Source organism: Pseudomonas sp. LB3P25, from assembly GCF_054897985.1.
Map to the genome: position 1 here is coordinate 4649554 of NZ_CM142711.1, position 23361 is coordinate 4672914.

Sequence of the window (23361 nt, forward strand, 5' to 3'; positions counted from 1 at the left end):
ATTCACTCATCAAGGACGGTTGTTGTGACATCTGAAGACATCAATCCACAGGTCTGGTTATCCAAATCTCCGCTGCTACCGGGTGAACGCCTCTACCTGATCGTTAGCGCGGCAAGCGATGCCGAAGCGCTCAAGACGCTTTACCAAAATGAACCAACAACCCAGGCGATCCCGATCTGGGGAGGAACACCCTACGCGGCTTGGCAGCCAGTGATGCCCTACCTCACCGAGCTGAAACCCAACTCAAACTTCCTGCCGTGGATCGCCGAAACCGATGCGCAGGACTGGGGCTGGCTGGCGGTGTCCACCAGTGCGCCGGATGTGGTGTTTGAGCATTTGCGCAGCCTGACTCAAGTGCGGATGCCGGATGGGACTGAGGTGTTTTTTCGGTTCTGGGATGGGCGGCATATTTATCCGATTCTTGAGGGATTGGGTGATACGGCGGGCGAAGTGCTGCCGGTGTTTGATCGGTATTTGATTAATGGGAAGAGTTTGGAGGTTGGGCCAAGGTTGGTGCCGCCGGCGAAGGATTGGCCTTGGTGGGAGGTACCGAAGGGGTTGCTGGATGGCCTCGCCAAGCAGAACCCGTCAACCCTGATCGGCAACCTGATGCAATGGCTGGAAGAGGAACGTCCAGACATCTACGCCGCTTATCCCGAGAGCAATTTGAAGCTGAAAATCGCACGTTTCGTGCGCCGGCCCGATGCTCCGAAAAACCTTAATGAAGCACTGTTAAACCACCTGATTCTGGAGCAAGGCTGATGGATCGCGTTGCCTTTGTTGATGACCAACTGACCACCTTCAAGGACAGTCTGAAGCTTTACCGCGAAATGACCGAAAGCAATTTTGCCAAGTGGCTGGATAAAGGCCCTCAGTTCGTGGACAAACCAGCTTTATTTGGAATGAACAGGACCATCAAACTCGGTAGTGCGAGCGCGACGGCCAGCATGAACGATAGCGATTTCTCGTCCACCGTCGCGGTATGCCCGAAAGACGGCAATTTACTGATTGAAAGTAAATTCGTATCGCTTCATGACATCCCCGTTGGCAACATCAAGGTTGATGTCACGCCGGTAGACGGCGGTAATCCCGTTACTGTTGACTTGGACGAACAAGGCAAAGGTGTTTACAAGGGGATCCCCGGAAAAAAATATTATGTCCGCGTTCAGAGTAATGTGACCAAAGATCAGGTTGCCGGACTCTTCGACTCCTATGACGGTTTGACCCTGCAGCTGAATACATGGCTGGAGGCTGAATGGAAAAACTATAAGCCGCTATGGCCCACCCAGACATTGTCGACAACTTTCCTTGCTCAACTCAACGGCACCGCAAGCGGCAGTTGGGAGGCAATCAAGGGTGCGTTTGATGGCATAAAACGCGTATTCGAAATTCTTAAAGACCCTGGAAAATTTAAAGATGAACTAGGTCAGAGCGCCACCGAGCTGATCAAACTCGCAAAAGAAACACCAGCAGCCATGGAGAAAGTCATGCTGCTGGCAAGTGACCAGGCAGCCCTCTTTCTCCTGCTAAAAACTGCGGCTATCTGGCTTCTTGAGTTACCGCCCAGTCTTGTCGCGGGTAAACTCTCCGAGCAGATGTCCACCATCCTGGTATCGATTCTTATCGATATTGTGTTGGCCGTGGTATTGACGTTTGCGGCCGAAGGGTCAGGCATTGCCTATCTCGGCGTTCGCCTGGTGAACTACGGTGCAAAAATTATTGATGCAGTAACCGGCTTCATCAAGTCCGTCTTCAAGATCCTGAAAGCCTTCATGGAATCTATTGATAAATACAAGAAGATCGCCACTCGCGCAGCCGCTGGGGCCTTTGAAAAAGGCAAAGTGAAAATTGGTTGGGATCGGCAAGATCACGCGAAAGTACATGCCTCGGAACATGTGGATGATAAGTCCAAACAATCAACCAACCACGACGACAAAAACGTCGCGTGCACCAAAGAAACCTGCGTCAACGGGTGCCCGGTTTCGATGGTCACCGGTGAGGAATTACTAACGCTCACCGATGGTCAACTCAACGGTCTGCTTCCATTTGAATGGACTCGTCTATATCGCACCAGTGCGGCGGAAATCGACTGTGGCCTCGGCTACGGCTGGAGTCATGCATTAGCGCAGCGAGTGGAGATCAACAACGACGAAGTTGTCTGGACGGATCACGAAAACCGCGTAACAACCTTTCCCCTCCCTAGCGAACAACGGCCAGCCATTACCAATAGCTTGTCCAAGGCCGCAATTTACATCGGTGACGATCCATCTGAACTGATCCTGTCCCAAGCCGACGATCGCACACTGTTCTATCACTTCCGCTACAACAGCAAGGGCGCAACGCTGATCGCTATCAGCGGTAGATACGGCAATCGTCTACACATCACCCGTGATATTCATGGGCGCATCAAGCGTGTGGACAACGGTTCCGGTCGCGCCTTGCTGCTGCGCTACGACCGCAAACACATCATTGGCGTCGATTACCAGCAGTTCAGTCCGGCAGACAATCTGGAGGATGCCTGGAGTACCATCCAGACATTGGTCAGTTATCGCTACGACGAACAGCATCACTTGGTTGAAGCGAAAAACGCTGCCGGTGAGAGTGAGCGATACGCTTACGATGAGAAGCACGTCATTCTCGAAAGGCAATTGGCCGGTGGCGCCAGTTTCTTCTGGGAGTGGGAAAACGAAGGCAAATCGTCACGCTGCGTCCATCACTGGGCGAACTTTTCACAGATGAACGCTCGTTACGTCTGGAATGACAAGGGTAGCGTCACCGTTACCAATGCCGATGGCAGTGAGGAAATCTACACCCACGACGATCAAGCCCGACTGATCAGCAAAGTCGAGCCGGACGGCGCCGAATATCTCAAAGCGTATGACGACAAGGGCAGGTTGATTGCCGAGAAAGATCCGCTCGGGGCGATTACAGAATTTCAGTACGACGAAGCTGGACGCCTGGAAGTAGTCATCCCGCCAGAAGACGCACCGACCTTATACGAATACAGCAACGGTTTTGTAACGGTTGTCCGGCGTGACGAAGCAATATGGAAATATCAGCGCAATAACCAAGGCGACATAACCCAACAAATAGACCCTGACGGCAACGCCACTCATTACAGTTATGACGGCCAAGGTCGTTTGCTGGAGATCCGTCACCCGGATGGCAGCCGCCATAAACTGGGTTGGAACAATCTGGGCGAATTGATCGAAGAGCAGCTGCCGGATGGTGGTCAACGCAAGTATCGCTATGACGCATTGGGCAGGCAGATCACTCGCCAGGAAGAAACCGGCGCCATCACCCAATACCAATGGGACGCTGCCAACCGTCTTGCGCAAATCATCCTGCCCGGCGGTGCCACTCGCGCGTTTACCTACAATCCATACGGCCGCGTCACTGCCGAGCGCGATGAATTGGGTCGTGTCACCCGCTATGAATACGCCGATGGCCTGCACCTTGTCAGCCGCCGTATCAACCCGGACGGCAGCCAACTTCTCTACCGCTACGACAATTCGCGCCTGTTGCTCAGCGACATCGAAAACGAACGTGGCGAGCAGTATCACCTCGACTACTACGCCAACGGCCTGATCCAGCAGGAAACCGGATTCGACGGTCGTCGCACCGCTTATGAATACGATCTTAATGGTCAGTTGCTGAAGAAAACCGAATTCGGCGACGACGGCAGCGAGTTCGTCACTGAGTACCAACGTGATTCTGCTGGCCGCCTGCTGGTGAAAACCCTGACTGACGGCGAGGAGATTCACTACAGCTACGACGTCCGCGGCCGCCTCGTAAACGTCGATGACGGCCACTGGCCCCTCGCCTACGAGTACGACCTGCAAGACCGCCTCATCACCGAACACCAAGGATGGGGCACGCTGCGATATGAGTACGACAAACTCGGGCAACTGAGCCACTGCCGGCTTCCCGACGGCAGCAAGCTTGACTACCGCCACCAACCCGGTGGCCGCCTGAGTAGCATCGACCTCAACGGTTCGCGCCTGAGCACTCACCAATTCAGTGCCGGCCGCGAACAACAGCGCCAGCAAGGGCTGTTGCTGAGTCAATACCAATACGACGACCAAGGCCGATTACAAGCGCATACCGTCAGTCAACAGGAGCGAGATCTGTTCCGCCGCCGCTACGCCTACAACGCCAACGGCAACCTCGCTGGCATCGACGATAGCCGCAAGGGTAATCTCAGCTACCACTACGATCCGCTCGACCGATTGATCAACGTACGTGGCACTACCCCGGAAAGCTTCGCTCACGATCCGGCAGGCAACCTGCTCGGTCAAGGTGATCAGCAGGCCGCCAACCAGGCAAACATCAAAGGCAACCGCCTGCTGATGCAGGGCGATCGTCACTATGACTACGACGCTCACGGCAACCTGAGCCGCGAGCGTCGCGGCACCGGACAGAAACTCGTTACCGAGTACCGCTTTGACTGCCAGCATCGCCTTATTGGCGTCAGCCTGCCGGGCGGCAGCACCGCGTCCTACAAATACGATGCCTTCGGCCGTCGTATCGCCAAGACCGTCGACGGTCAAACCACGGAATTTATGTGGCAAGGCGAACGCCTCATCGCTGAAAGCGCCGATAACCGCTATCGCACTTACATCTACGAACCAGACAGCTTCCGCCCACTAGCCATGCTTGATGGCGAAGGCCCGCTGAAAGCGACACCGTTCTACTATCAACTCGACCACCTGGGCACACCGCAGGAACTCACCGATTACAGCGGCGAGATAATGTGGTCGGCGAAATACAGGGCTTACGGCAACCTCGCAGCCCTGGACATCGCCGAAATCGACAATCCACTGCGCTTTCAAGGTCAGTACTTCGACGCTGAGACGGGCTTACATTACAACCGGCATCGCTACTACAATCCAGGGACCGGGCGTTTTCTGACACCGGATCCGATCAAGCTTGCGGGTGGGTTGAACAACTACCAGTACGTGCCTAACCCTACGGGGTGGGTGGATCCGTTGGGGTTGAATAGCGATTGTCCGGGGGGAGCGAATTGCAAGCCTGGAACCGTTGAGGACCCGACGAGTAACGCTAAGGTAAATGAAGGGACACCAGGAGCACCTGATGTTCAATGGACGAATCACGGTAACAAGCACGTTGCCCCCAAGGCTCCTTGGCCAAATGTTGTTAAATCAACAGCAAATGGAGGTGCAGCAAAGTATTTACCTGGAACAGATATCGAAGCACTCGAGCGTCACGCGTTCAAAAATGGCCAGGATGTTAACAATGGAAAGCCTTGGAAAGTTATTGACATGGGCAAAACTATTGGTGCCAACGAGGGCAAGGAAACGCGATTTATGAGGGTTGAGCTAAGCGCAAACACTATCCACGGCCACCCTATTTCCGAAGACGCATTTAAAAAGCTCACGAAGGCGAAGAAAAACTGAATGGATATTAAAAAAATAATTGAGCGCGGCGGAACAATCACATTTGATGATATATCCCACCTGGACCAGCTTGCTGACACTTCGATGATCATTGATGATTTAAAGGAGGACCTATTCCAAGCCGTCTTCCCTCATGATCAGATCATTGATATAGGCTGGTACCCTGAGTTCTGTGAAAACGGTACATTTAGAGTTTCTTTAATAAAAGCCTACGATTGGGAGCATCCGACTTTCAGCGACAAAGCAAGAAGCTGGACAGAGCTAAACAAAGCAATTCTCAACGCTTTAAACAAATTAGAAATATAACACCCAACAAAAAACACATCCTTCACAACATAAAAAACAACAAAAACCAGCCCCCCCTAAAAGTTTATAAAGCACCACCAAACAAAAACAACAAGCCGAATACAAAACAGCATAACGGAGTAAGGCAATTCAACAAGGAGTCAGAAAAATGAAAACAATCTCGGCACCATTGAACCCCGAAGCGATGAAACGTTTAGATCTAGATAAGTGTCTGCCAGGGGATCTTGAGGAGTTTCAAATATCAGAGGAGCAATACGTTCAACTATCGCAATCAGGAGAGAAACACACAAAACTCAACAGCATAGAAAAAATAATCTACCTAAACAGGTTGGCTCTACACAACAAGACTGGTTTGTTTTTTTATTTTTAGATCCCGCGATATCTCCCTCCCCAAAAAACAAGAAAGCAAACACAAAGGGGGAATGTATATACTCTACGCATTCACAAAATAAATTTGACCTTTTGGGATCCTAACATGCAAAAAATCTCACGAGTCGACGCAATTTACAAACTGAGCAAAAAAACCTTAGATTCACTCGATAACGAAGCGCGCGAATCGCAGCTATCGAACTGGTGGGGAATTGACGAGAGCGACGAAGAGTTTTCTTTACTATCAAAAGAAATGCAACATCTACTACTATCTAATGATGAACCTCCGAGCGATGTGCTGAACATTCTGTATGACGATTTGTTATTGATTGCATTTGCCTCAGCGTACAAAGGAATGACAAATTCTCACATATCAAAGTCCATGATAAAAATGGGGCTTGGAGAGTATGAAGTATTCGGAATCATCGAACCATTGGAGTCCTGTCCTTGCTGTGGTTATCGCACACTCTTTTCAAGAGCAAACTACGAAATTTGCGACTTATGCAAATGGGAAGATAATGGCGTGGTCGATCCTGAACAATACAGCGGCCCAAATCATATGACACTCGGAGAGGCGAAAGAAATATTCGTGAAAAATATGAATATATTACCCTTAGAGAAGTGGACTATATAAAAAACCACAACAGCAAGAACAAAAAATGTCGATAGCCTCCCCCAGCAGCTGCAACCTCAGCGACCGGTTTTGACAGACCGAACACGATCAAGGCATGCAAATGCCGCTTTGCAGCTCCGTTGATACAGGAGCTTCACTATGAAAAATTCTCCATTCGACTCCCTTGACCCCATCAGCCACGTCGTCACCCTCCTCCCTGCATCGATTCAGAAACACTCCTAAGCCACGCCTGCGAAACCCTCGCCTCGCTCAACGTACTCACCACCGACCTGGCCTGTGAACTCGAAGGTTCGCACCGCAGCTTGCGCAATCAATTCAGGCTCAGATTTAAAGGGCAAAAAAAACGGACGATCTTAAGATCGTCCGTTTTTTATATTCCAACCAGCATTTCAAGTAGAACCTCATCAACCGCGTACTTAGCCAGTTGATAAACGTGATACCGAAACTGTCTTGCTTGGTCGCACAACAACTCCCCTTCCAACTGTTGCTCGGCGACATTGACCTTCAACTGAAAATGGCGATCGGTCGGGTGCGTGGACCTGGGTCGGCCCACCAGGCGGCAGAAGGAAAAGTATTCCTCGGGTGTGATGACGACGCAGTCGATGCTGGCCACCGCGAGATTCAGGTTGATGACTTCGTTGTGCTGCAAGTGTGGATCGCACGTCGAGAAGGTGTTCGCCCAGTGTAATGGCCTGGCAATCCATGCACCGGTAAAGAGCCCTGACACTGGGCGAACGGGAAGTATTTTAATATAAGTTTTCGAATATGTCCGCGTATATGAACATGAAATTTATCGAAACAACATTGATTAAATGTCGGCCCAAATACTATTTTGACAAGCTGCTTAAACTAACCGATCCGACCATTAAAACTGATTGTTCTTGTACCAAAACTTGTACAAGAACAATCAATGCATATAGAGCTAATACTCAACTTTCGTACTGGCTGGTCACTTTCAATATATCGGTGTAGGTCACCACGCCCTCCTTTCAGATCCCTCAGCTTCTTCTGAGCTTCAGGTTTTTCGACGTTGTGGGAGTCGGAAAGAGCGCAAAGGCGCTGATCAGGGCGTTTTTGCGGTTTCTTGTGCGGTGGATTCACCGCTGTCGGTACCCTTGCCGCTCTCCTTGCGTCGGGTCGGATCCGTCGGGCGCAGGGCGTCGTTGTCGCGCTCGACTTCCCCGGGTGGCCGAGGTTCGTCAGGGTGCTCAGTGGGGGTTGTCGTTTTCATGTGGGTTCTCCTCAGGCTTCGGGATCGTCGACTTCTTGAGCGACGTTCACGGCAGGCGAGTCCTTATGGGATTGATCGGCCTTGGCCTTCAAGGCTTGCCATTGTTCCAAGTCAATGGCGCCCTGCCCCAGCAAATCATCGGCCACCCGCAGCAGTTCGGCGTAATGGGCGTCGGGGGACTGCTGCCAATAGGCCTTGTCGTCGAACAGGCGCTGCCACGAGGCAAGGTCAGGTGGTTTTAGGTCGTCGCTCATGTGTGGGCTCCTGCGGGGGTTCTCACGGTAGAGGGTTGGGCGTCGCGAGGAGTTCCGGTGGGATTTCGGGGAGATCAGGATCAACGTCAAAAGATCGCAGGCTTCGCCAGCGCCTACAGGGGCGCCTCAATACCCAGTCATTTCCAGATAACCCTGCCCACCATGGCTGCCGCTCAATTGCACTGGCCCTTCCCAATAGGGAATGCGCAAAGCCATCCACGCATTGGGGTTGAGCGCGCTGATCGTGATGTCGAGGTGTTTGTCGGGGATTTTGATCGACCAGCGCACCGGCATTGAACGCCCGGCGACGTTGGCGGTGTCTTGCGGTGTGAGGCTGATGTCGGCGGCGTGCAGTAACTGCGTCTGACCGTCAGCGGCGATCCAGGTGCCGGTGAGGTAAGGCGCGCCGTCCTTCTGTCGCATACGGTAGAGCATTACCTGCTCGCCGCTGTCCAGGTGCAGGGAAAACCAGTCCCAGCCCGTCTGGTTGACGGTCAGGGGCTGGCTGCTCCACTCACGGTCGAGCCAGGCCGGGCCGCTGACTTGATACGTTTTGCCGTCGATTTCCAGCGTGCCGCGGGCCTGAAAAAAAGGCTGACTGTAGTAGTACGACGCCTGCCCTTGTTCGGATTTCTGGCTGAAGCCTTTGTCGCCCTGAAGCACCAAAGGGCGTGTGGAGGTCAGCCGCAGTTGATAGCCAAAATCCTTGTCCCGGGCGCTGAGTTGAAGATCCGCCAACGGGTCGGCCCCCTGACTGCTGAAACGCCACTCATCGATCCACGCGTTGAACGGCGTGAGGCTCACGCCAGCCTGACCAACGCCACCACGGGCATAGCGCTCGGCGGCGTGATGCACTGTCGCCGACGTCACGGCCGCGTGGCCAAGCCAGATGATTTGATTACCCCAGCCAGCGACCTCCGGCGTCGCTTTCAAGGCGCTGCGAAACAGCGTCCATTGCGCACCAAACTCGCGCCCTTGATCGTCCTTGAGGTTGGCGGTGACGTACCACCATTCAATGCGAAAACCGTCATGAGGACCGTGATCCACCGGAAAGCTGAACACCCGACCGGGCACCACCGGGGTGAATGCTGTCGCTTGCTGGCCGAGGCCGGCGAATCCTTTCTCAACAGGCACCGAGTTATCGCACCCGCCCAATAACGCCAATAGCACCACGCCGACCTTAATCTTCATGAGCAAATGTCCTCAACAGATCCGCCGGTTGCGAGCGATACAGCGAGTACAGTGGCCACGCTGACGCCAGTAAAGTTGCCAGCAGAGCCAGCCCCATCAACTGCAACAGCTGCATCGGAAACACCCGCAGCGGCAAGCGCCAGCCGAAGGCCTGGACATTGATCACCGTGTCCAGGCACCACGCCAGCGCGATCCCCAACGGCAACGCCAGCACCAGGGTCAGCACCGCCAGCAACCAGGTCTGCCCGAGATTGAGCAGCATCAATTGCCGGCGAGTCACACCGAGCGCCCACAGGGGGGCGAGTTGCCCGAGGCGGCTCTGGCTTTGGGTCAACAGGCTGATGAACAGCGCCACGCCCGCCACGCAGAGGGTCAGGCTGTTGAGTGCGGCGGTCGCGGCAAAGGTGCGTTCGAACACTTGCGTGGACCAACCCTTGAGCCGGGCTTGGTCGACGATGCGGCTGTCCTCCAGCGTGAAGCGTGTTTGCAGCGCGGTCAGGAAGGCGGGGATCAACGCCGGGTCGATGCGCAGGTTGAAACGGCTCGGTGTCAGCTGCGGCCAGCCGCGCAGCAGATGGTTGACGTTGACCAGAATGTGGCCCTTGGGATTGCCGTAATCGGCGTAGATGCCGACGATCCGTGGCGACCAGGCGCCGTTCGGTGTGGCAATCGTCAAGTGATCGCCAAGGCGCACCTTCAGCCGGCGGGCCAGTTGCTCACTGAGCATCAGTGCATCGTCCTTGGCCAGTCGGTCCCACGGGTTGTCGCCAAAGGCTTCCAGCAGCGGCCAATGCTGGCGATACGTCGGGTGATCGATCACGCCGAAGACGTCCGCCGGCCAGCCTTGCAACTGGATCGACACTTGCCAGTTGGGCAGCACCGCCGTGAGCGCGGGTTGCTGCTTGAGCCAGGTTTGCAGCTCTCTGGCCTGGGCCGGATTTCGCGGATTAACGTACAGTTCGGCGGTCAGGCGTTGTTCGAGCCAATCGCTGAAGGTCTGACGAAAACCGGCCGTCATGCTGCCCGCTCCAATGTTCGCCGCCAGTGCCAACAACAGCGCCATCAACGCCAGGCTCAGGGCCGGCAGTTGCTGACGGCAGTCGGCGAGAAACCATTGGCCGAGCACCGAGCGACTGCGATGCAGCACCAGGTTCAGCACCCAGTTGAGCACCACCGGCAACGCCAGCGCAGCGCCGATCAACAGTGCCGCCATCAGCACGAAGCCACTGCTCAGGCTGTCGCCAAAGATCAACGCCAGCAGTGCGATCACCGCGGCGATCACGGCAACCCACCCCTGACGCCGCAACCAGTGCGCGTGAGCCTGATGCCAGGCTTGCGGATCGGCCAGGGCCAGCAACGGCAGGCGCGCTGCCCGCAATAAACTGTTGGCACCGGCCAACAACGCACCGAGCAGGCTCAGGCCGACGCCGCTGAGCCACCACCACGGACTGAGGCTCAACTGCCCCGCCACTTCGGCGCCGTACAACCCGCGCAGGCTGGCGGCGACGTCCGGCAACAGCACGCTGGCCAGCAGATAGCCGCTGGCGACCCCGGCCAGTCCGCCGATCAACGCCAGGCCACCCAGTTCAACCGCCAGACAGGCAATCAGCATCCGTGCGCTAACCCCGCAGGCGCGCAGGGTTCTGAGCAAGCCTCGGCGTTGTTCCAGCGCCAGGCCGATCGCGGCATGGACGATGAACAGGCCGACCACGAATGACAGAAAACCCAGGGCATCGAGGTTCAAGTGAAAGCTTTCGGTCAGGCGCGACAAATTGTTCTCTTCGCCGCGGGCCTTGAGCTGCAGTTGTCCCTTGAATTGATCAGGCAGGGTCGCGGTGAAATCCTTCGGCAGCAGCAGGCGTGACAGCTGATCCGGCAGGCCGAGAATCTGCTGGGCGAAGCCGATGTCCACCAGCAACACACCGGGGGCCATATCGGCCTGGGCATGCAGCGGCGGCAATGCCTGACCACTCACACTCACCGGGCGCTCGCCCTCGTGCAGCCCCAGTGCCTGCAACGTCTGCGGCGAAATCCAGGTACTGCCCGGCGGGCTGAAAAACTCGACAATCTGCTCAATCGCCAACGCCTGCCCGGCCACAGAGGAACCGGCGGGCAGCGACACCGGCTCGACCCCCATCAACTGCAAGCGCTGGTCGTCATGCCCCTTAAGCGTCACCCGGCCTTGCAGGACCGGCGACACCGGCCAACCCGCACGGCGCAGGTCGACAAACACGTGCTGGGGGAAGGTCGCGCCGCTGGGCGCACTGAGGCTGGCCTGAGGTTCTCCGCCGATCAACTGACTGGCCCGGGCATAGCTTTCGCGCGCCTGGCTGTTCAGCGCCTGCACGCCGGTCAGCAGGCTGGTGGCGAGCCAGAGCCCGGTCAGCACACTGAAAAACTGCACCGGATGCTGCCGCCAATGACTGAGCAGCGCCCGCAGCGTCTCGCGAAAGACCTGCACCTCAGCGCTCGTCCGCGCCAGCCAGACGACCACCGTGGAGCACCACTTTTTCTGCCAGCCGCGCGGCAACCCGTGGGCTATGGGTGACCATCAACAAGGTGGTGGGACTGTCGTCGAGCAACTCCAGCAACAACTTCAAGACCTCATCGCTGGTGGCTTCATCGAGGCTGCCAGTGGGTTCGTCGGCCAGCAGCAGTTTCGGCTGCGATGCCAAGGCACGGCCCAGTGCGACCCGTTGCTGCTGGCCGCCGGACAGCTGTTCTGGATAACGCTGCAGCAAATCACCCAAGCCCAGACGTTGCACCAGATGCGCCTGCCAGCGCGGATCATGGCGCCCCGCCAATCGCGCCTGAAATGCCAGATTGTCCTCCACGCGCAAACTGCCGATCAGGTTGAACTGCTGAAACACCAGGCCGATTTCGGTCCGCCGCCAGTTCGCCAGTTGCCCTTCGCTCATCTGCTCCAGCCGATGTTCGCCGCTGCGGATGCTGCCGCGATCGACCTTGTCCAGCCCGGCAATCAGGTGCAGCAAGGTGCTCTTGCCACTGCCCGACTCACCCATCAACGCCAGGCTGCTGCCAGGTTTCAAGGTGAGGTCGACACCTTGCAGAACCGCTAATGGGCCCTGGGGAGTGGCGTAGCTTTTGAAGACGCCTTGGACCGAAAGCATGGGAAAAACCGTTCGATGTGCGTGGAGCAAGGATAGCGGACGGCAGCAGCACCGCGAATAGGCCCGCTCAGACACCCCATAGCCCACACACTTCAGGGAAAAAACATACACAACCAAGGAACCGTCTGACTGCTCATTCGTATCCATATGGATACATTTGAGCAATGAATTATCTTATTCAACAAACTATGATCTTCGCGACATGGCATGCCTCAGTTCGTGACTTGCGGGCGAAGTTAGCAATCGCTCGTCGCATTGACCGTGCCTCTGCGGGTAATCTGGGCGACATCAAAACGGTGGGCGATGGCGTTTCCGAAATGCGCGTGGACGTCGGTGCAGGCTATCGGGTCTACTTCACTATGCGAGATAGCGTCGTCATTGTGCTGTTGGCGGGTGGTGACAAATCTTCGCAAACCGCCGACATCAGGCGGGCGAAAAAATTGGCAAAGGAGGTTTAAACATGAGCCAGACTTTGACTACTTTCGATATGGCGGCTCTGCTGGACAGTGACGAAGCTATCAGCGAGTACCTTTCGCAAGTACTCGCAGACGGCGACAACGAAGAATTTCTTCGCGCTATCGGCTATGTGGTGAAAGCGCGTGGAATGACACAGATAGCCAAGGATTCGGGTATGGGCCGCGAAAGCCTGTACAAGGCCTTTGCACCCGGTGCAAAACCACGTTTCGATACGGTTTTAAAGGTCATTCACGCCCTTGGCATTGATCTCTGCGCGCAGCCAGGTCATTCGGTCAATCACTCGACTCTCTGAGAGACTCTTCTGACTAGACTGCTCGCTTCTGCGCAACCCACGTAAAACACAACGGCAGCTGCGCCGTTTGCTGCTCATACCGATCATAGAGTTCCTCGCGGTTGGAGTGCGGGTACTCCTTGAAGTGGCTGATCTGTAATCCGGCGTCGATCGCGCCGGTGAAGATAGCGCCCAGGGTGTGGACGAACCAGTAGGACGAAGCCGCCTGCTGGTCGACTTTGCCTTCGTAGACGATCGGCTGGTCCTGCACGAAAGGTTCGCTGCGAGTTTTATGGGCAGTCCTCGAGACATGTCATTTGAAGAACCGTCCCCGTCTCTATTCCCTTTCGTCTGTTTCAAAATCATCCTTCGCTGACTCAAGGATCGCCTTGAGGCGGAAACTGCCTGATCATTGACTGGTGCCCCCCTTTTTTGCACGCAGCTACGTGAAATCCGAGTCCGGAAGCCTCTGCCAAAAGTAAAGAATTCAATCTCGGACGCGTACTTTTCTGATGCGCAAACCATGGCCGACTTTTTCAACAAAATCGGTCGTTCTCTGCCGGTCATGCCCACGAATCGTGCTGGTCAAATCCGATGCAAATGACAGGTCAGGTCGAATGCAAATGAGAGGGCAAGTCCGTGCAATTGCCCAAAACGCCGAGACACTGCTTTTCAATGCTCGTACGTCCTCAACGTCGCGAGGAGCATTCGGCGGATTTGATCCCTCAGGGCAATTGGTTTCAATATCTCAATATCCGCAGCGCTCGCCAAGTCTGGCTCCAGCTTCTGGTCTTTTTCGAGCGGGTTTTCAGCAAGCCGGTTGTACAGGTTTTCACTCAGACGAAGGCGCGTTAACTGGGGAGGCGAGTAAGCACCTAACGTTTGAGGTCGTTACAGTGATCGTTTCATTTGCTGCAACCGCCTGATGAATTTGTTGCTGACTCAGGCGGTCGTAGCAGCTACGCTGCCAAGTATTGAGCGTGCGGAGTATTCGTTACAATAAACGATATGGGGTAATTAATAAAAATCCGGTTTTCATCAAACTCATTGGTACTGAAATCCCTGCGAACACTCGAATTACGCCATCTGACGCTGAGATTTTTCAGCGCGCCGGACTGCACGACGTAGGCCAATTCCGATTCTCGGCCCCATTCTTTGCCATCTGTGATCGAACCTGTGTGGACATTATCACCGCTGATATATCGGTTCATTAATGTCAGGCCCGGTACACCGAGTACCGCGAAGTTGAAGTCATGGCGCAGTTGCCAGGATTTTTCCTTGGCGTTGTCGTAGCTGGCGTTGTAGCTGTCGTTGGCCAGGGTGCCGCCACTGGTGCCGTTGACCCGCATCCATACGCTGTCGCCGGTGAGTTTTTGCAAGCCCACGTAAAAGGTGTTGCCGCCGTATTTGGCCGAGAGCAGAGCGAAGGTGGTCTTGTTGTCGAGGTCGCCGGCCAGGGCCCTGCCGTCTTCCTTGCCGTTGAAGAAACCGAGGTTAGCCCCCAGGATCCAGTCGCCCAGGGGCTGGCTGTGGGTGAGGTTGACGTATTGTTGCTGGTAAATATCGGTCAATTCGGCGTACCACAGACCGACCTGGGTGCGCTTGTCGTTGAAGCTGTATTCGCCGCCGCCGAAGTTGAAACGGTCGGAGGTGAACGCGGCTTTGCCGTTCATGAACATATCTTCCATGCTCGCGTCGTTGCGCGGGCTGTTGCCACGGAACTGGCCGCCATAGAGGGTCAGGCCGGCGAACTCGTTGGAGGTCACCTGGCCGCCACGAAAGGTCTGCGGCAGAGAACGGCCATCGTCAGAGCGCAGGATCGGCAGCACGGGCATCCATTCACCCACCTTCAACTCGGTTTTTGACAGTTTGGTTTTTAGAGCCACTCCGAGGCGGCCGAAATTATCGGCTGGTCGGCCGTCGTCGTGGATCGGCAACAGTTGGGTACCGCCGGTGCCTTTGCCACCATCAAGCTTTTGAGAATAAAGACCCAATACATCAACACCGAATCCTATCGGTCCAACGGTATAACCAGAGCGAGCGTCAAGGATGAAGCTCTGTGTCCACTCCTCGGCTTTGTTCTGTGGAGCTGCGCTGTTGGGATAGCCAGGATTGATGAAGTTGCGATTGATGTAAGCGTTGCGCAAATTGAGGGTAGCCGAAGCGCCATCGACAAAGCCGCTATTTTGATCGGCTTGAACAGCCGCTGACGAACCCGCGCAGACCGCAAGAGTCAGACTGATCAGAGATTGATGTGCAGGCACGCTGCGGGAAATAACAGGATAGCGCATGATGTTTTCTCACAATGAGTTATTATTGTTTTTGTTGCGATTTTTAGCTCGCGATTCAACTTATTCTCAGGCAGCTCGAAGAGCTAATTACCGAGCAACTGCGGGAGTCCATTATCAGTCTTGTAATAGTCCGTTATTGAGCAACTTGATAATTGTTTAATATCACCTTAAGCAAAACCCGAGCGTGCGCAGACGCGAGCCTAACTCAATGCCTGTAATGGCACGCTCGTGGGGATTGCGTGAGAACAACAACTGAAAGTTAAAACGTGCTCGAACGCTCGGCGATCAACCCGCACTCCCCGGCGTTTTGCAACGTGTGTATTCCAATTGATAAAGCGTGGTTTCTGGTCCCATCGATTGCCCCTCCAACAGCCGTTGTAACTCGGCTACAAAAGACTCGCCGGCGACGCGAACGTAGTCAGGAGCACAACCTTCAATCATGACGATCCAGGCCGGTATCTGGGTCCCTTCGGCGCGGGCCTTTTTCTCTGCGGTTTCGACCTTGCTGACGGCCTCATCAGCCACACACAAATGCACGCCCGTAATACCCTGTTTATCAGCAAGGGGAGGAAGCACGCGTTGACGCAATGCGTCTGATACCGATTTATGTCGCCCTTCGACAACATCGAAACGGACTGTTAACAAATACGCGCCCTGCCCCACACCGCTGGTGTAAGTGACCTCGCAAATGGATCGCGCGACGTTGCGATAGGACTTCACCGACTGCTGGGTCCATGCCGTCGGAGTGTTGAGACGCGATAAATAATCCTGCCCTCCCAACACCTGCACAGTGTCAGCCTCATAGAGGTTGAAATAGGTCGGCCCTGCATCCAAAGCGAGGTATCGGCGTCCCCGCAAAAAACCCGGAATTCCGGCCCGCTCAGGCATGTGCTCACGGTTATGCCATTCATAGAACTCGTCCCGCGCTTCGGGCAATAGATCGTGCCAGATCGCGACTACACCTGTTCCTGCAAAGCTCATAGCGTTTTCCTCTAGCGATAGTCAGTCAACATTGGGATGGCGACCGGCGACCCACGCAGTCCCCATTTCAGCAACGTAAGGAACCACGGTCTGAAATTGTTCACCCAGCCCTTGGCCGCCGACACGCATGGTGTCACCCGCCTTGAGGAATACCGGTGGCTTCTGCCCGAGCCCCACACCTGGTGGCGTACCTGTAATGATGACGTCACCCGGCATTAGCGGCATGAAGCGACTGAGGTACGCGACAATATGTGCGACGCTGAAAATCATCGTACGGGTATTGCCGGTCTGGAGACGTTTGCCGTTCACGTCGAGCCAGAGGTCAAGTGCCTGTGGATCGGCAATTTCGTCACGGGTGACCAGCCAAGGTCCCAGTGGTGCGAAAGAAAAACCGCTTTTCCCCTTGGTCCACTGACCTTCGTACTCAAGCTGATAAGCCCGCTCGGAAACATCATTGGCCAAGCAATAACCGGCGATGTGATCCAAAGCCTGCGACTCATCAATCTGCCAGGCAGGGGTCCCGATGACGATGGCCAGTTCGACCTCCCAATCCAGCTTCTGAGCCCCCGTTGGTAAAATGACCGGATCATTGGGTCCGCTGATGGACGCGGTGTGTTTGTTGAAGACCACCGGCTGGCTCGGGATAGGTGTATTTGTTTCAGCCGCGTGATCGGAGTAGTTCAGGCCGATGCAAATCAGGTTCGGTACGCTGCCTACGCATGGACCAAGACGTGTGCCAGGCGCCACCACCGGAAGCTTTTCAACATCAACAGCACGTAGTTTTTCGAGCACTGTCGGACTCAGGGCCGACGCATCGATGTCGTCGACAATACCCGAAAGGTCTCGCACGATCCCTTGCGAATCCAAAATTCCCGGCTGTTCCTGCCCCGGTAAACCAAAACGAACTAAGCGCATTTGTTACTCCTCCAGCGTTGAGAAATGGACAGACAATGAGCCTGCTTCGCCGAACTGAACATGCAGTGGCTGATTAACGGGCACATCGAGAACACCTGCATAGGACCCGGTGATAATCACCTGCCCTGCTTGCAGCCCTATCCCTTGTGTAGACAGAAAATTGGCCAGCCATACGATCGGCAACAACGGATCCCCGTCCGGATGGCGGCCCTTGATATTCAGAAGCTCTGCCGTTGCATCGCTCAGGGTGATATCCAGTTCAGAGGGCATGCTCGCAGAGTTCGACAGCGTGATTGGCGCCCCAAGTACCAGGCCGTGATTGAATAGACCGTCCGCGAGCAATTGCTCGAACGGCAGTGAGTGTGGATCGGTATAACGGCAATCGATCACTTCCAATGCCAAGTGCACGTCGCTGATCGCAGCAACGATCTCTTCAGTTGTATAAGGCTCGACACGAGCCGGCAAATCATGGGCCAGGACGCACGCCAGTTCAGGCTCGATGCGCGCCTTATCGGCGTCGGCGGCCAGTTGGTAACGTTCGCCTTTTACGATGCTGTCGCTGTAGATCGGGGCAACGATCCACTTGCCAGCCGGGGGTAACGCACACTTCCACCCCCCCACGGTTTTTCCAGCCAATGGCCCCACATGCTGCTGAATGGCAAAACCTTGTGCGAGGCTGCTTGGCAGGTTCGGGCCTGGCAAGGATGCCAGCCGAACACCCTCTAGCCGTGCACGGACCAGAGCGGCAGCGGCGACTTCCAACCCTGGCCCCGCCTCGGTCCATGCAGGTGCGAGCTGGCTCATACGTTCTCCGAATGAACGCTGTTCTGGCGCGGCCAAACCGTACCCAGCTTGTTAGCTGCATCTTCCAGCAGAGCATGCAATTCGTCATAACGTTCAGGCTGCATACGCAAGACCGGGCCGGCGATACTCATCGTGCCGACCACAGTACCGGACGGAATCAGCCTGACCGGTACGGCAATTGCCCAAACACCCGCCTCGGCTTCTTCAATGACCAAGCCATACCCGCGCTTTCGAGTCAGAGCGAGCTCGGCCAACAAACCTTCGATGCTGTTGATCGCTTTCGGCCCCTGCCCCATCCCGGCGTCAGCTTTCCCCAATCCGCTACGCAGCGCATGCTCAATGGCCAGTTCATCAGGCATTGATGCCAGCCAGGCCTTGCCATTGGCGGTGGCGTAGAGATTGATCGGCTTATCCATGGCCGGCGAATACATGAGTCCCGGCGCGGCGCCTTGGGCCGAAGACAGCCAGGACAAGGTGCCCTCGTTGACCACCGTCAACCGCACCAACTCATGACATTGAACAGCCACTTGCTCAATGATCGGCTGGACCAATTCAGGCAAGCCAATTCCATGTAAATAGCGCTGCCCCAACAGTGCAAGCTTCAGTGTCAAGCGGTATTGGGAGGTGGCCTCATCCTGCTCTGCCCACCCTTGCTCGACTAATTGAGCAAGCACTCGATGAGCGGGCCCCTTTTCCAACCCCAGCTCGGCTGCGATATCGGACATCCGCATCCAGCGAGCTTCACGCGCCAACAGCTCAATAGCTTCCAGGCAGCGGTCGACAGCACCTTTGACGACTCTCATATTTTTCTCGACTTATCTTTGACAATGAAGTGAATGTGAGCAACATTGTTCGTACTGGAACGACGTTCCAATAGTATGCAGGCGCCACCCGATAAGTCAAACCCACTTGTATCTGGTTGGCCTCATCGAGTCAGAGTTGGACGCGCGGGCGGTCTCTAGGAAGTGGGGGCGCCTGACGGATTTAAAAAACCGAACCCTTCGGATCCGGCTCTTTTTATCAATAGACGTGCGCCTGTGTATGTTCAATCTTTGCGGAAGAAGGCCCAATGCATCTCACCCTCCTGCCTTACTTACAAAAGCCCGCGGGCAGCAAGATTGTGCATCATCGCTCGCAAGCCGAAAGTCCAGGGCGCAGCCTCGCGGCTGTAGGTGACTGTGTTGCGAAGCGTGCCCAGCAACGGGCTACTTATGCTGACCTCATCCCCCTGCTTATGCGTAAAGCCGCTTCCCGGCTCTTCACGATCTTGGGTAGGCGCGAACAAGGTCCCAAGAAAAAGCATGAAGCCATCAGGGTATTGGTGATCGCCGCCGACAGTCTGAGCCACGAGATCCAACGGATCACGGCTGATCAGCGCCATGGAACTGCTGCCTTGAAGGATAAAGCCGTCGTCGCCCTGAACTTGCAAATCCACAATGCAATTGCGCACGTCATCAAGCGTAAACGCTTCATCGAACAGACGAACACCCTGCGTAGCTATGCAGCTGGCTTACAGAACCTGCACGGGCAGTGCACCTGGCGGGCAGCAACCAACAGGGTCACCAGGCCCAGCCACAGTTGTTCAGGGCCGACGTAGAGTTGCTGCTTAACGGCGACACGGTTCTTCAAGAAGAAATCTTCGGGCCCACGTCTATCTTCATCGAGGTCGTTGACCAGGCGCAGCTCAACGCGGCCATCAATGCCCTTCACGGACAATTGACCGCAACCTTGATTGGTGAACCAGAAGACCTTACGCAATTCGTAGAGTTGGCTGCTTTGTTGGAGATGAAGGTTGGTCGCATCCTCATCAATGGCTACCCAACGGGTGTCGAGGTCTGCGATTCAATGGTGCACGGCGGCCCTTATCCTGCGACTTCCGATAGTCGCGGCACCTCGGTCGGCACCTTGGCCATCGACCGCTTCCTGAGACCAGTCTGCTTCCAAAACCACCCTGATGCATTGCTTCCCGATGCTCTCAAGAACGCGAATCCGTTGAACATTTCGAGGCTCGTCGACGGTCATCTCTCGCGAGATAGCTTGTAGGTTGGCAAACGTGCAAGGCGACATGCAGACGAATTGATTTCCGATTCTCCCAAGGCGCGCGGAGCTAGTGCGCCTTAGGGTCACCTTGCGCTGACACACCCAGCTTTTGCAGAGCAACGTACTACAACGTTAAAAACCTGACGTTGGAGCCATTGCGCTCTATATGAAGCAACAGTGCTGACAGCTTGACGCCTGGGAGCCTGCTCATCCTCTTGCACCCTGTTCGCTCAATTGCACGAGCGGGCTTTAGCGTGCTCGTGCGGCTTGGCGACGACGTCAGACGTATGAACTCAGCACCTTACAAATAACCAGTGTCACGCCTTGATCGATCAAGGAATGACTCCCTTGACAAGGCGGCGGATCTAGTAACAGAATTACTGATGGAACGAAGTTACAATAACAACAAATGAGAAACCGGAGACACGTTATGAAGCAGAGCAAACCGATCGACGCTCATTCCAAAAGCCAGTCAAAGAAAGCCGCAGCTAGCGGTTGGATCGGCTCGGCACTGGAGTATTACGACTTCTTTATCTATGCGACCGCGGCGGCCTTGCTGTTTCCACAGCTCTTTTTTCCGTCTGACAACCCAACGGTCGGCATCATTGCCTCGCTGGCCAGCTTTGGTGTGGGCTATATCGCCCGGCCAATAGGCGCTGTCGTCCTAGGGCATTTGGGTGATCGCCACGGCCGTAAAACGGTTCTGGTTTACTGCATGTTCCTGATGGGATTCTCGACGATGTGTATCGGACTTCTGCCAACGTACCAGCAGATCGGGATCTGGGCGCCGGCGCTGCTTGTGACGTTGCGCCTGATTCAGGGTTTTGCGGTGGCCGGGGAGATCTCGTGCGCCAGTTCCATGATTCTCGAACACGCCCCGTCCGGTCGCCGTGGTTACTTCGCGAGCTTTACCCTCCAAGGGGTTCAGGCCGGGCAACTGCTCGCGGCAGCAGTCTTCTTGCCTCTCGCTCATTTTATGCCTGCGGATCAGTTCGCTTCCTGGGGTTGGCGGATTCCGTTCCTGCTCAGCGTCATCGTAGTCATCATGGGATATATCATTCGCCGCCAGGTCGATGAGACACCTGCATTTGCCGAGCAAAAAAAGCAAGGCGAATCAGCTACTGTTCTGCCAGTTGTCGAAGTCATCCGGCAGAGCTGGGGGGATCTCTTGCGTGTGATCTGCATGGCACTTGCCGCGGTGATCGCCATTGTCGCCTCGGTATTCGGCGCCACCTATGCGGTCCAACCGGCCTATGGAATCGGTTTTCCCGCTGGCGTCTATTTGTGGATTCCACTGTTGGGTAACCTGTGTGCGGTGATTCTGATCCCCTTCGTTGGTAACCTTTCAGACAAGATCGGGCGCAGGCCCCCACTCATTGTTGGCGTGCTCTGCGCAGGGCTACTCTCGTACGCCTATCTGTACGCTATCAGCATCCATAACCTGTGGCTTTCGCTGGTTCTGTCCGTACTCATGTGGGGCGTCGCCTATCAGGGTTACAACGCCATATTTCCAAGCCTCTTTCCCGAGTTGTTCCGTACTCGAGTTCGTGTAACTGGCATGGCCATCGGACAGAACATCGGAACCGCAATGACTGCGTTTCTTCCAGCACTTTTCGTCACTGTTGCGCCCCCAGGCTCCGACAACATCCCACTGAAAATCGGTTCTCTAACATTAGGTATCTGTGTTGTCGCTGTGATCGCGGCGCTCACTACACGTGAAACATACCGGATTCGGCTTGAGGATCTTGGCAAGCGCGGCGCAGTGCCTATCGCCAAGGATGAATATGATCGTATGCGGGCCGCAGCGATGTCGGAGGCGCCCAAGACAGGCGCGCCAAAAGACTTGGCTAGCCAAGCGCACTCCTAACGACTCCGGTGATCATGTTGGGGCGACATTAGGTTTTCGCCCCCTTACAGTTTGGACGAGCAGAGCATCGTCATAGGTCAGGTGATTACCCTTGCCTAATCGCCGACGCTGTAGATTCCCTAAAACCGAGCAAGTCTGCTCCCCCTGCCATCATCAAATATCAGGCAACCATGGCCTCACATATCACAGGAACAACTCGGCTTTATGGATTGGTCGGCCATCCACTGACGGCTGCCAAGTCTCCGCAATTATTCAACCGGCTCTTTATAGAACAGCAGGCAGACGCGGTTTGTATTCCATTCGAGGTCGAGGCCGATGACCTGTCCTCGTTCGTGGCGGGTGCCAGAGCGCTGAACAATCTCGCCGGCATCCTGGTCACCATGCCTCACAAGCAAAGGATGCTGGATGTTGTCGACGAACTTCATCCGACTGCGCGTCAAGTCGGTGCAATCAACGTCATTCGTTGCGAGACAGACGGACGTTGGGTCGGAGCCGTATTCGATGGCCTCGGCTGTGTTCTTGGCATGCAATGGGAAGGCAACCATCCTGCGAACAAAAACGTTCTTTTGGTCGGTGCTGGAGGCGCAGGCAGAGCGATAGCCTTTGCCGTCGCGTCGGCGGGTGCTAGATCGCTCACTATCTCCGATGTCGACGAACACCGAGCCGAGGATCTGGCGAAAGCCGTTGCTGCCGAAACAGGTTGCATCACGCTTTCTGGCCCACCCGACCCACATGGCTATGAAATCGTGATCAATGCCACTCCGCTTGGCATGAGCAAGAATGATCCTATGCCTGTGGATCCTGAGCGACTCGTACCCGGCACCCTCGTCGTGGATATCATCAACTCGCCGGACTCAACACCGCTTTGCGATGCTGCGCGTAAAAGAGGTTGTCGTACCCAGGACGGGGGTCCCATGCACAAAGGCCAGGCGTTGCTTGCACTGCGCTTCCTTGGGTTCGATTACCACCCCGATAACGTAACAGCAGTCGATGCCGAATTATTGTTGCCGTCGGCAAGGGATGTCGGCCGTTGACGTAGCAGCGCTACGGAGAAAACAGGAAAAAGACCCGTTGTCATCGAATCGAATAAAGGGAAAGACTGTGAATGATTCCGAAGCCGCTGAAACCTATAGGGCGATCATTTTCAACCTGAGCATTTCCCATTCCAAATGTCTGCTTGTA

General features: G+C 55.3%; 20 protein-coding genes and 4 pseudogenes. 11 read left to right on the forward strand and 13 right to left on the reverse strand.

Features of this window, described 5'->3' with window-relative positions; all coding sequences use genetic code 11:
• Positions 1-24 precede the first annotated feature (24 nt).
• From ACYZTW_RS21200 to ACYZTW_RS21225, 6 genes and pseudogenes are all read left to right on the forward strand, one after another.
• The gene (locus ACYZTW_RS21200) at positions 25-762 is read left to right on the forward strand and encodes a DUF4123 domain-containing protein (protein ID WP_462001661.1); all 738 of its coding nucleotides are present in this window, start codon (positions 25-27) and stop codon (positions 760-762) included.
• Complete coding sequence (locus ACYZTW_RS21205) at positions 762-5417, forward strand: RHS repeat-associated core domain-containing protein (RefSeq protein WP_462001662.1); 4656 nt, start codon at positions 762-764, stop codon at positions 5415-5417. Before ACYZTW_RS21200 ends, ACYZTW_RS21205 begins: the two co-directional genes overlap by 1 nt.
• Positions 5418-5723, forward strand: coding sequence for a hypothetical protein (locus ACYZTW_RS21210; RefSeq protein WP_462001663.1), 306 nt, complete (start codon positions 5418-5420; stop codon positions 5721-5723).
• A 148-nt stretch (positions 5724-5871) separates the two neighbouring features.
• On the forward strand, positions 5872-6093 hold the full coding sequence (locus ACYZTW_RS21215) for a hypothetical protein (protein WP_462001664.1): 222 nt from the start codon (positions 5872-5874) through the stop codon (positions 6091-6093).
• 105 nt (positions 6094-6198) lie between these two features.
• The gene (locus ACYZTW_RS21220; RefSeq protein WP_462001665.1) at positions 6199-6726 is read left to right on the forward strand and encodes a CPCC family cysteine-rich protein; all 528 of its coding nucleotides are present in this window, start codon (positions 6199-6201) and stop codon (positions 6724-6726) included.
• A 138-nt stretch (positions 6727-6864) separates the two neighbouring features.
• A pseudogene (locus tag ACYZTW_RS21225) lies at positions 6865-7031 on the forward strand (DUF6124 family protein); the annotation flags it as partial.
• Positions 7032-7096: 65 nt separating this feature from the next.
• Here ACYZTW_RS21225 and ACYZTW_RS21230 read toward each other — a convergent pair.
• From ACYZTW_RS21230 to ACYZTW_RS21255, 6 genes are all read right to left on the reverse strand, one after another.
• Positions 7097-7375: a hypothetical protein gene (locus ACYZTW_RS21230; RefSeq protein WP_462005881.1), complete on the reverse strand. Its 279-nt coding sequence runs from the start codon at positions 7373-7375 to the stop codon at positions 7097-7099.
• A 414-nt stretch (positions 7376-7789) separates the two neighbouring features.
• Entirely contained in the window at positions 7790-7957 is a 168-nt protein-coding gene (locus ACYZTW_RS21235) for a hypothetical protein (protein ID WP_462001666.1), read from the reverse strand.
• Between the two features lie 11 nt (positions 7958-7968).
• On the reverse strand, positions 7969-8211 hold the full coding sequence (locus ACYZTW_RS21240) for a hypothetical protein (RefSeq protein ID WP_462001667.1): 243 nt from the start codon (positions 8209-8211) through the stop codon (positions 7969-7971).
• Positions 8212-8337: 126 nt separating this feature from the next.
• Positions 8338-9402: a lipocalin-like domain-containing protein gene (locus ACYZTW_RS21245; RefSeq protein ID WP_462001668.1), complete on the reverse strand. Its 1065-nt coding sequence runs from the start codon at positions 9400-9402 to the stop codon at positions 8338-8340.
• Positions 9392-11863, reverse strand: coding sequence for an ABC transporter permease (locus ACYZTW_RS21250; protein ID WP_462001669.1), 2472 nt, complete (start codon positions 11861-11863; stop codon positions 9392-9394). The genes ACYZTW_RS21245 and ACYZTW_RS21250 overlap by 11 nt, the downstream gene beginning before the upstream one ends.
• Position 11864: 1 nt before the next feature.
• Entirely contained in the window at positions 11865-12533 is a 669-nt protein-coding gene (locus ACYZTW_RS21255) for an ABC transporter ATP-binding protein (RefSeq protein WP_462001670.1), read from the reverse strand.
• A gap of 164 nt (positions 12534-12697) precedes the next feature.
• Here ACYZTW_RS21255 and ACYZTW_RS21260 point away from each other — a divergent pair, with 164 nt between their 5' ends.
• Both ACYZTW_RS21260 and ACYZTW_RS21265 read left to right on the forward strand, forming a co-directional pair.
• Positions 12698-12991: a type II toxin-antitoxin system RelE/ParE family toxin gene (locus ACYZTW_RS21260; protein WP_462001671.1), complete on the forward strand. Its 294-nt coding sequence runs from the start codon at positions 12698-12700 to the stop codon at positions 12989-12991.
• A gap of 2 nt (positions 12992-12993) precedes the next feature.
• Positions 12994-13302, forward strand: a complete 309-nt coding sequence (locus tag ACYZTW_RS21265; RefSeq protein WP_008153842.1) for an addiction module antidote protein — start codon at positions 12994-12996, stop codon at positions 13300-13302.
• 13 nt (positions 13303-13315) lie between these two features.
• Here ACYZTW_RS21265 and ACYZTW_RS21270 read toward each other — a convergent pair.
• The 7 genes and pseudogenes from ACYZTW_RS21270 to ACYZTW_RS21300 form a co-directional block, all read right to left on the reverse strand.
• Positions 13316-13567: pseudogene (locus ACYZTW_RS21270) on the reverse strand (SAM-dependent methyltransferase); the annotation flags it as partial.
• A gap of 673 nt (positions 13568-14240) precedes the next feature.
• Positions 14241-15572 (reverse strand): OprD family porin, encoded by a 1332-nt coding sequence (locus tag ACYZTW_RS21275; protein WP_462001672.1) that lies wholly within the window; start codon positions 15570-15572, stop codon positions 14241-14243.
• Between the two features lie 285 nt (positions 15573-15857).
• The gene (locus tag ACYZTW_RS21280) at positions 15858-16553 is read right to left on the reverse strand and encodes a hypothetical protein (RefSeq protein WP_462001673.1); all 696 of its coding nucleotides are present in this window, start codon (positions 16551-16553) and stop codon (positions 15858-15860) included.
• A gap of 21 nt (positions 16554-16574) precedes the next feature.
• On the reverse strand, positions 16575-17468 hold the full coding sequence (locus tag ACYZTW_RS21285) for a fumarylacetoacetate hydrolase family protein (RefSeq protein ID WP_462001674.1): 894 nt from the start codon (positions 17466-17468) through the stop codon (positions 16575-16577).
• Positions 17469-17471: 3 nt separating this feature from the next.
• Entirely contained in the window at positions 17472-18272 is an 801-nt protein-coding gene (locus ACYZTW_RS21290; protein WP_462001675.1) for a 2-keto-4-pentenoate hydratase, read from the reverse strand.
• Complete coding sequence (locus ACYZTW_RS21295; RefSeq protein ID WP_462001676.1) at positions 18269-19075, reverse strand: IclR family transcriptional regulator; 807 nt, start codon at positions 19073-19075, stop codon at positions 18269-18271. Before ACYZTW_RS21295 ends, ACYZTW_RS21290 begins: the two co-directional genes overlap by 4 nt.
• Positions 19076-19365: 290 nt before the next feature.
• Positions 19366-19782, reverse strand: a pseudogene (locus ACYZTW_RS21300) (fumarylacetoacetate hydrolase); the annotation flags it as partial.
• A 23-nt stretch (positions 19783-19805) separates the two neighbouring features.
• Between ACYZTW_RS21300 and ACYZTW_RS21305 the strand changes: the two are divergent.
• The 3 genes and pseudogenes from ACYZTW_RS21305 to ACYZTW_RS21315 all read left to right on the forward strand — a co-directional run.
• Positions 19806-20315, forward strand: a pseudogene (locus ACYZTW_RS21305) (aldehyde dehydrogenase (NADP(+))); the annotation flags it as partial.
• 427 nt (positions 20316-20742) lie between these two features.
• Positions 20743-22179, forward strand: coding sequence for an MFS transporter (locus ACYZTW_RS21310; protein WP_462001677.1), 1437 nt, complete (start codon positions 20743-20745; stop codon positions 22177-22179).
• A gap of 170 nt (positions 22180-22349) precedes the next feature.
• On the forward strand, positions 22350-23213 hold the full coding sequence (locus ACYZTW_RS21315) for a shikimate dehydrogenase family protein (RefSeq protein ID WP_462001678.1): 864 nt from the start codon (positions 22350-22352) through the stop codon (positions 23211-23213).
• Positions 23214-23361 lie beyond the last annotated feature (148 nt).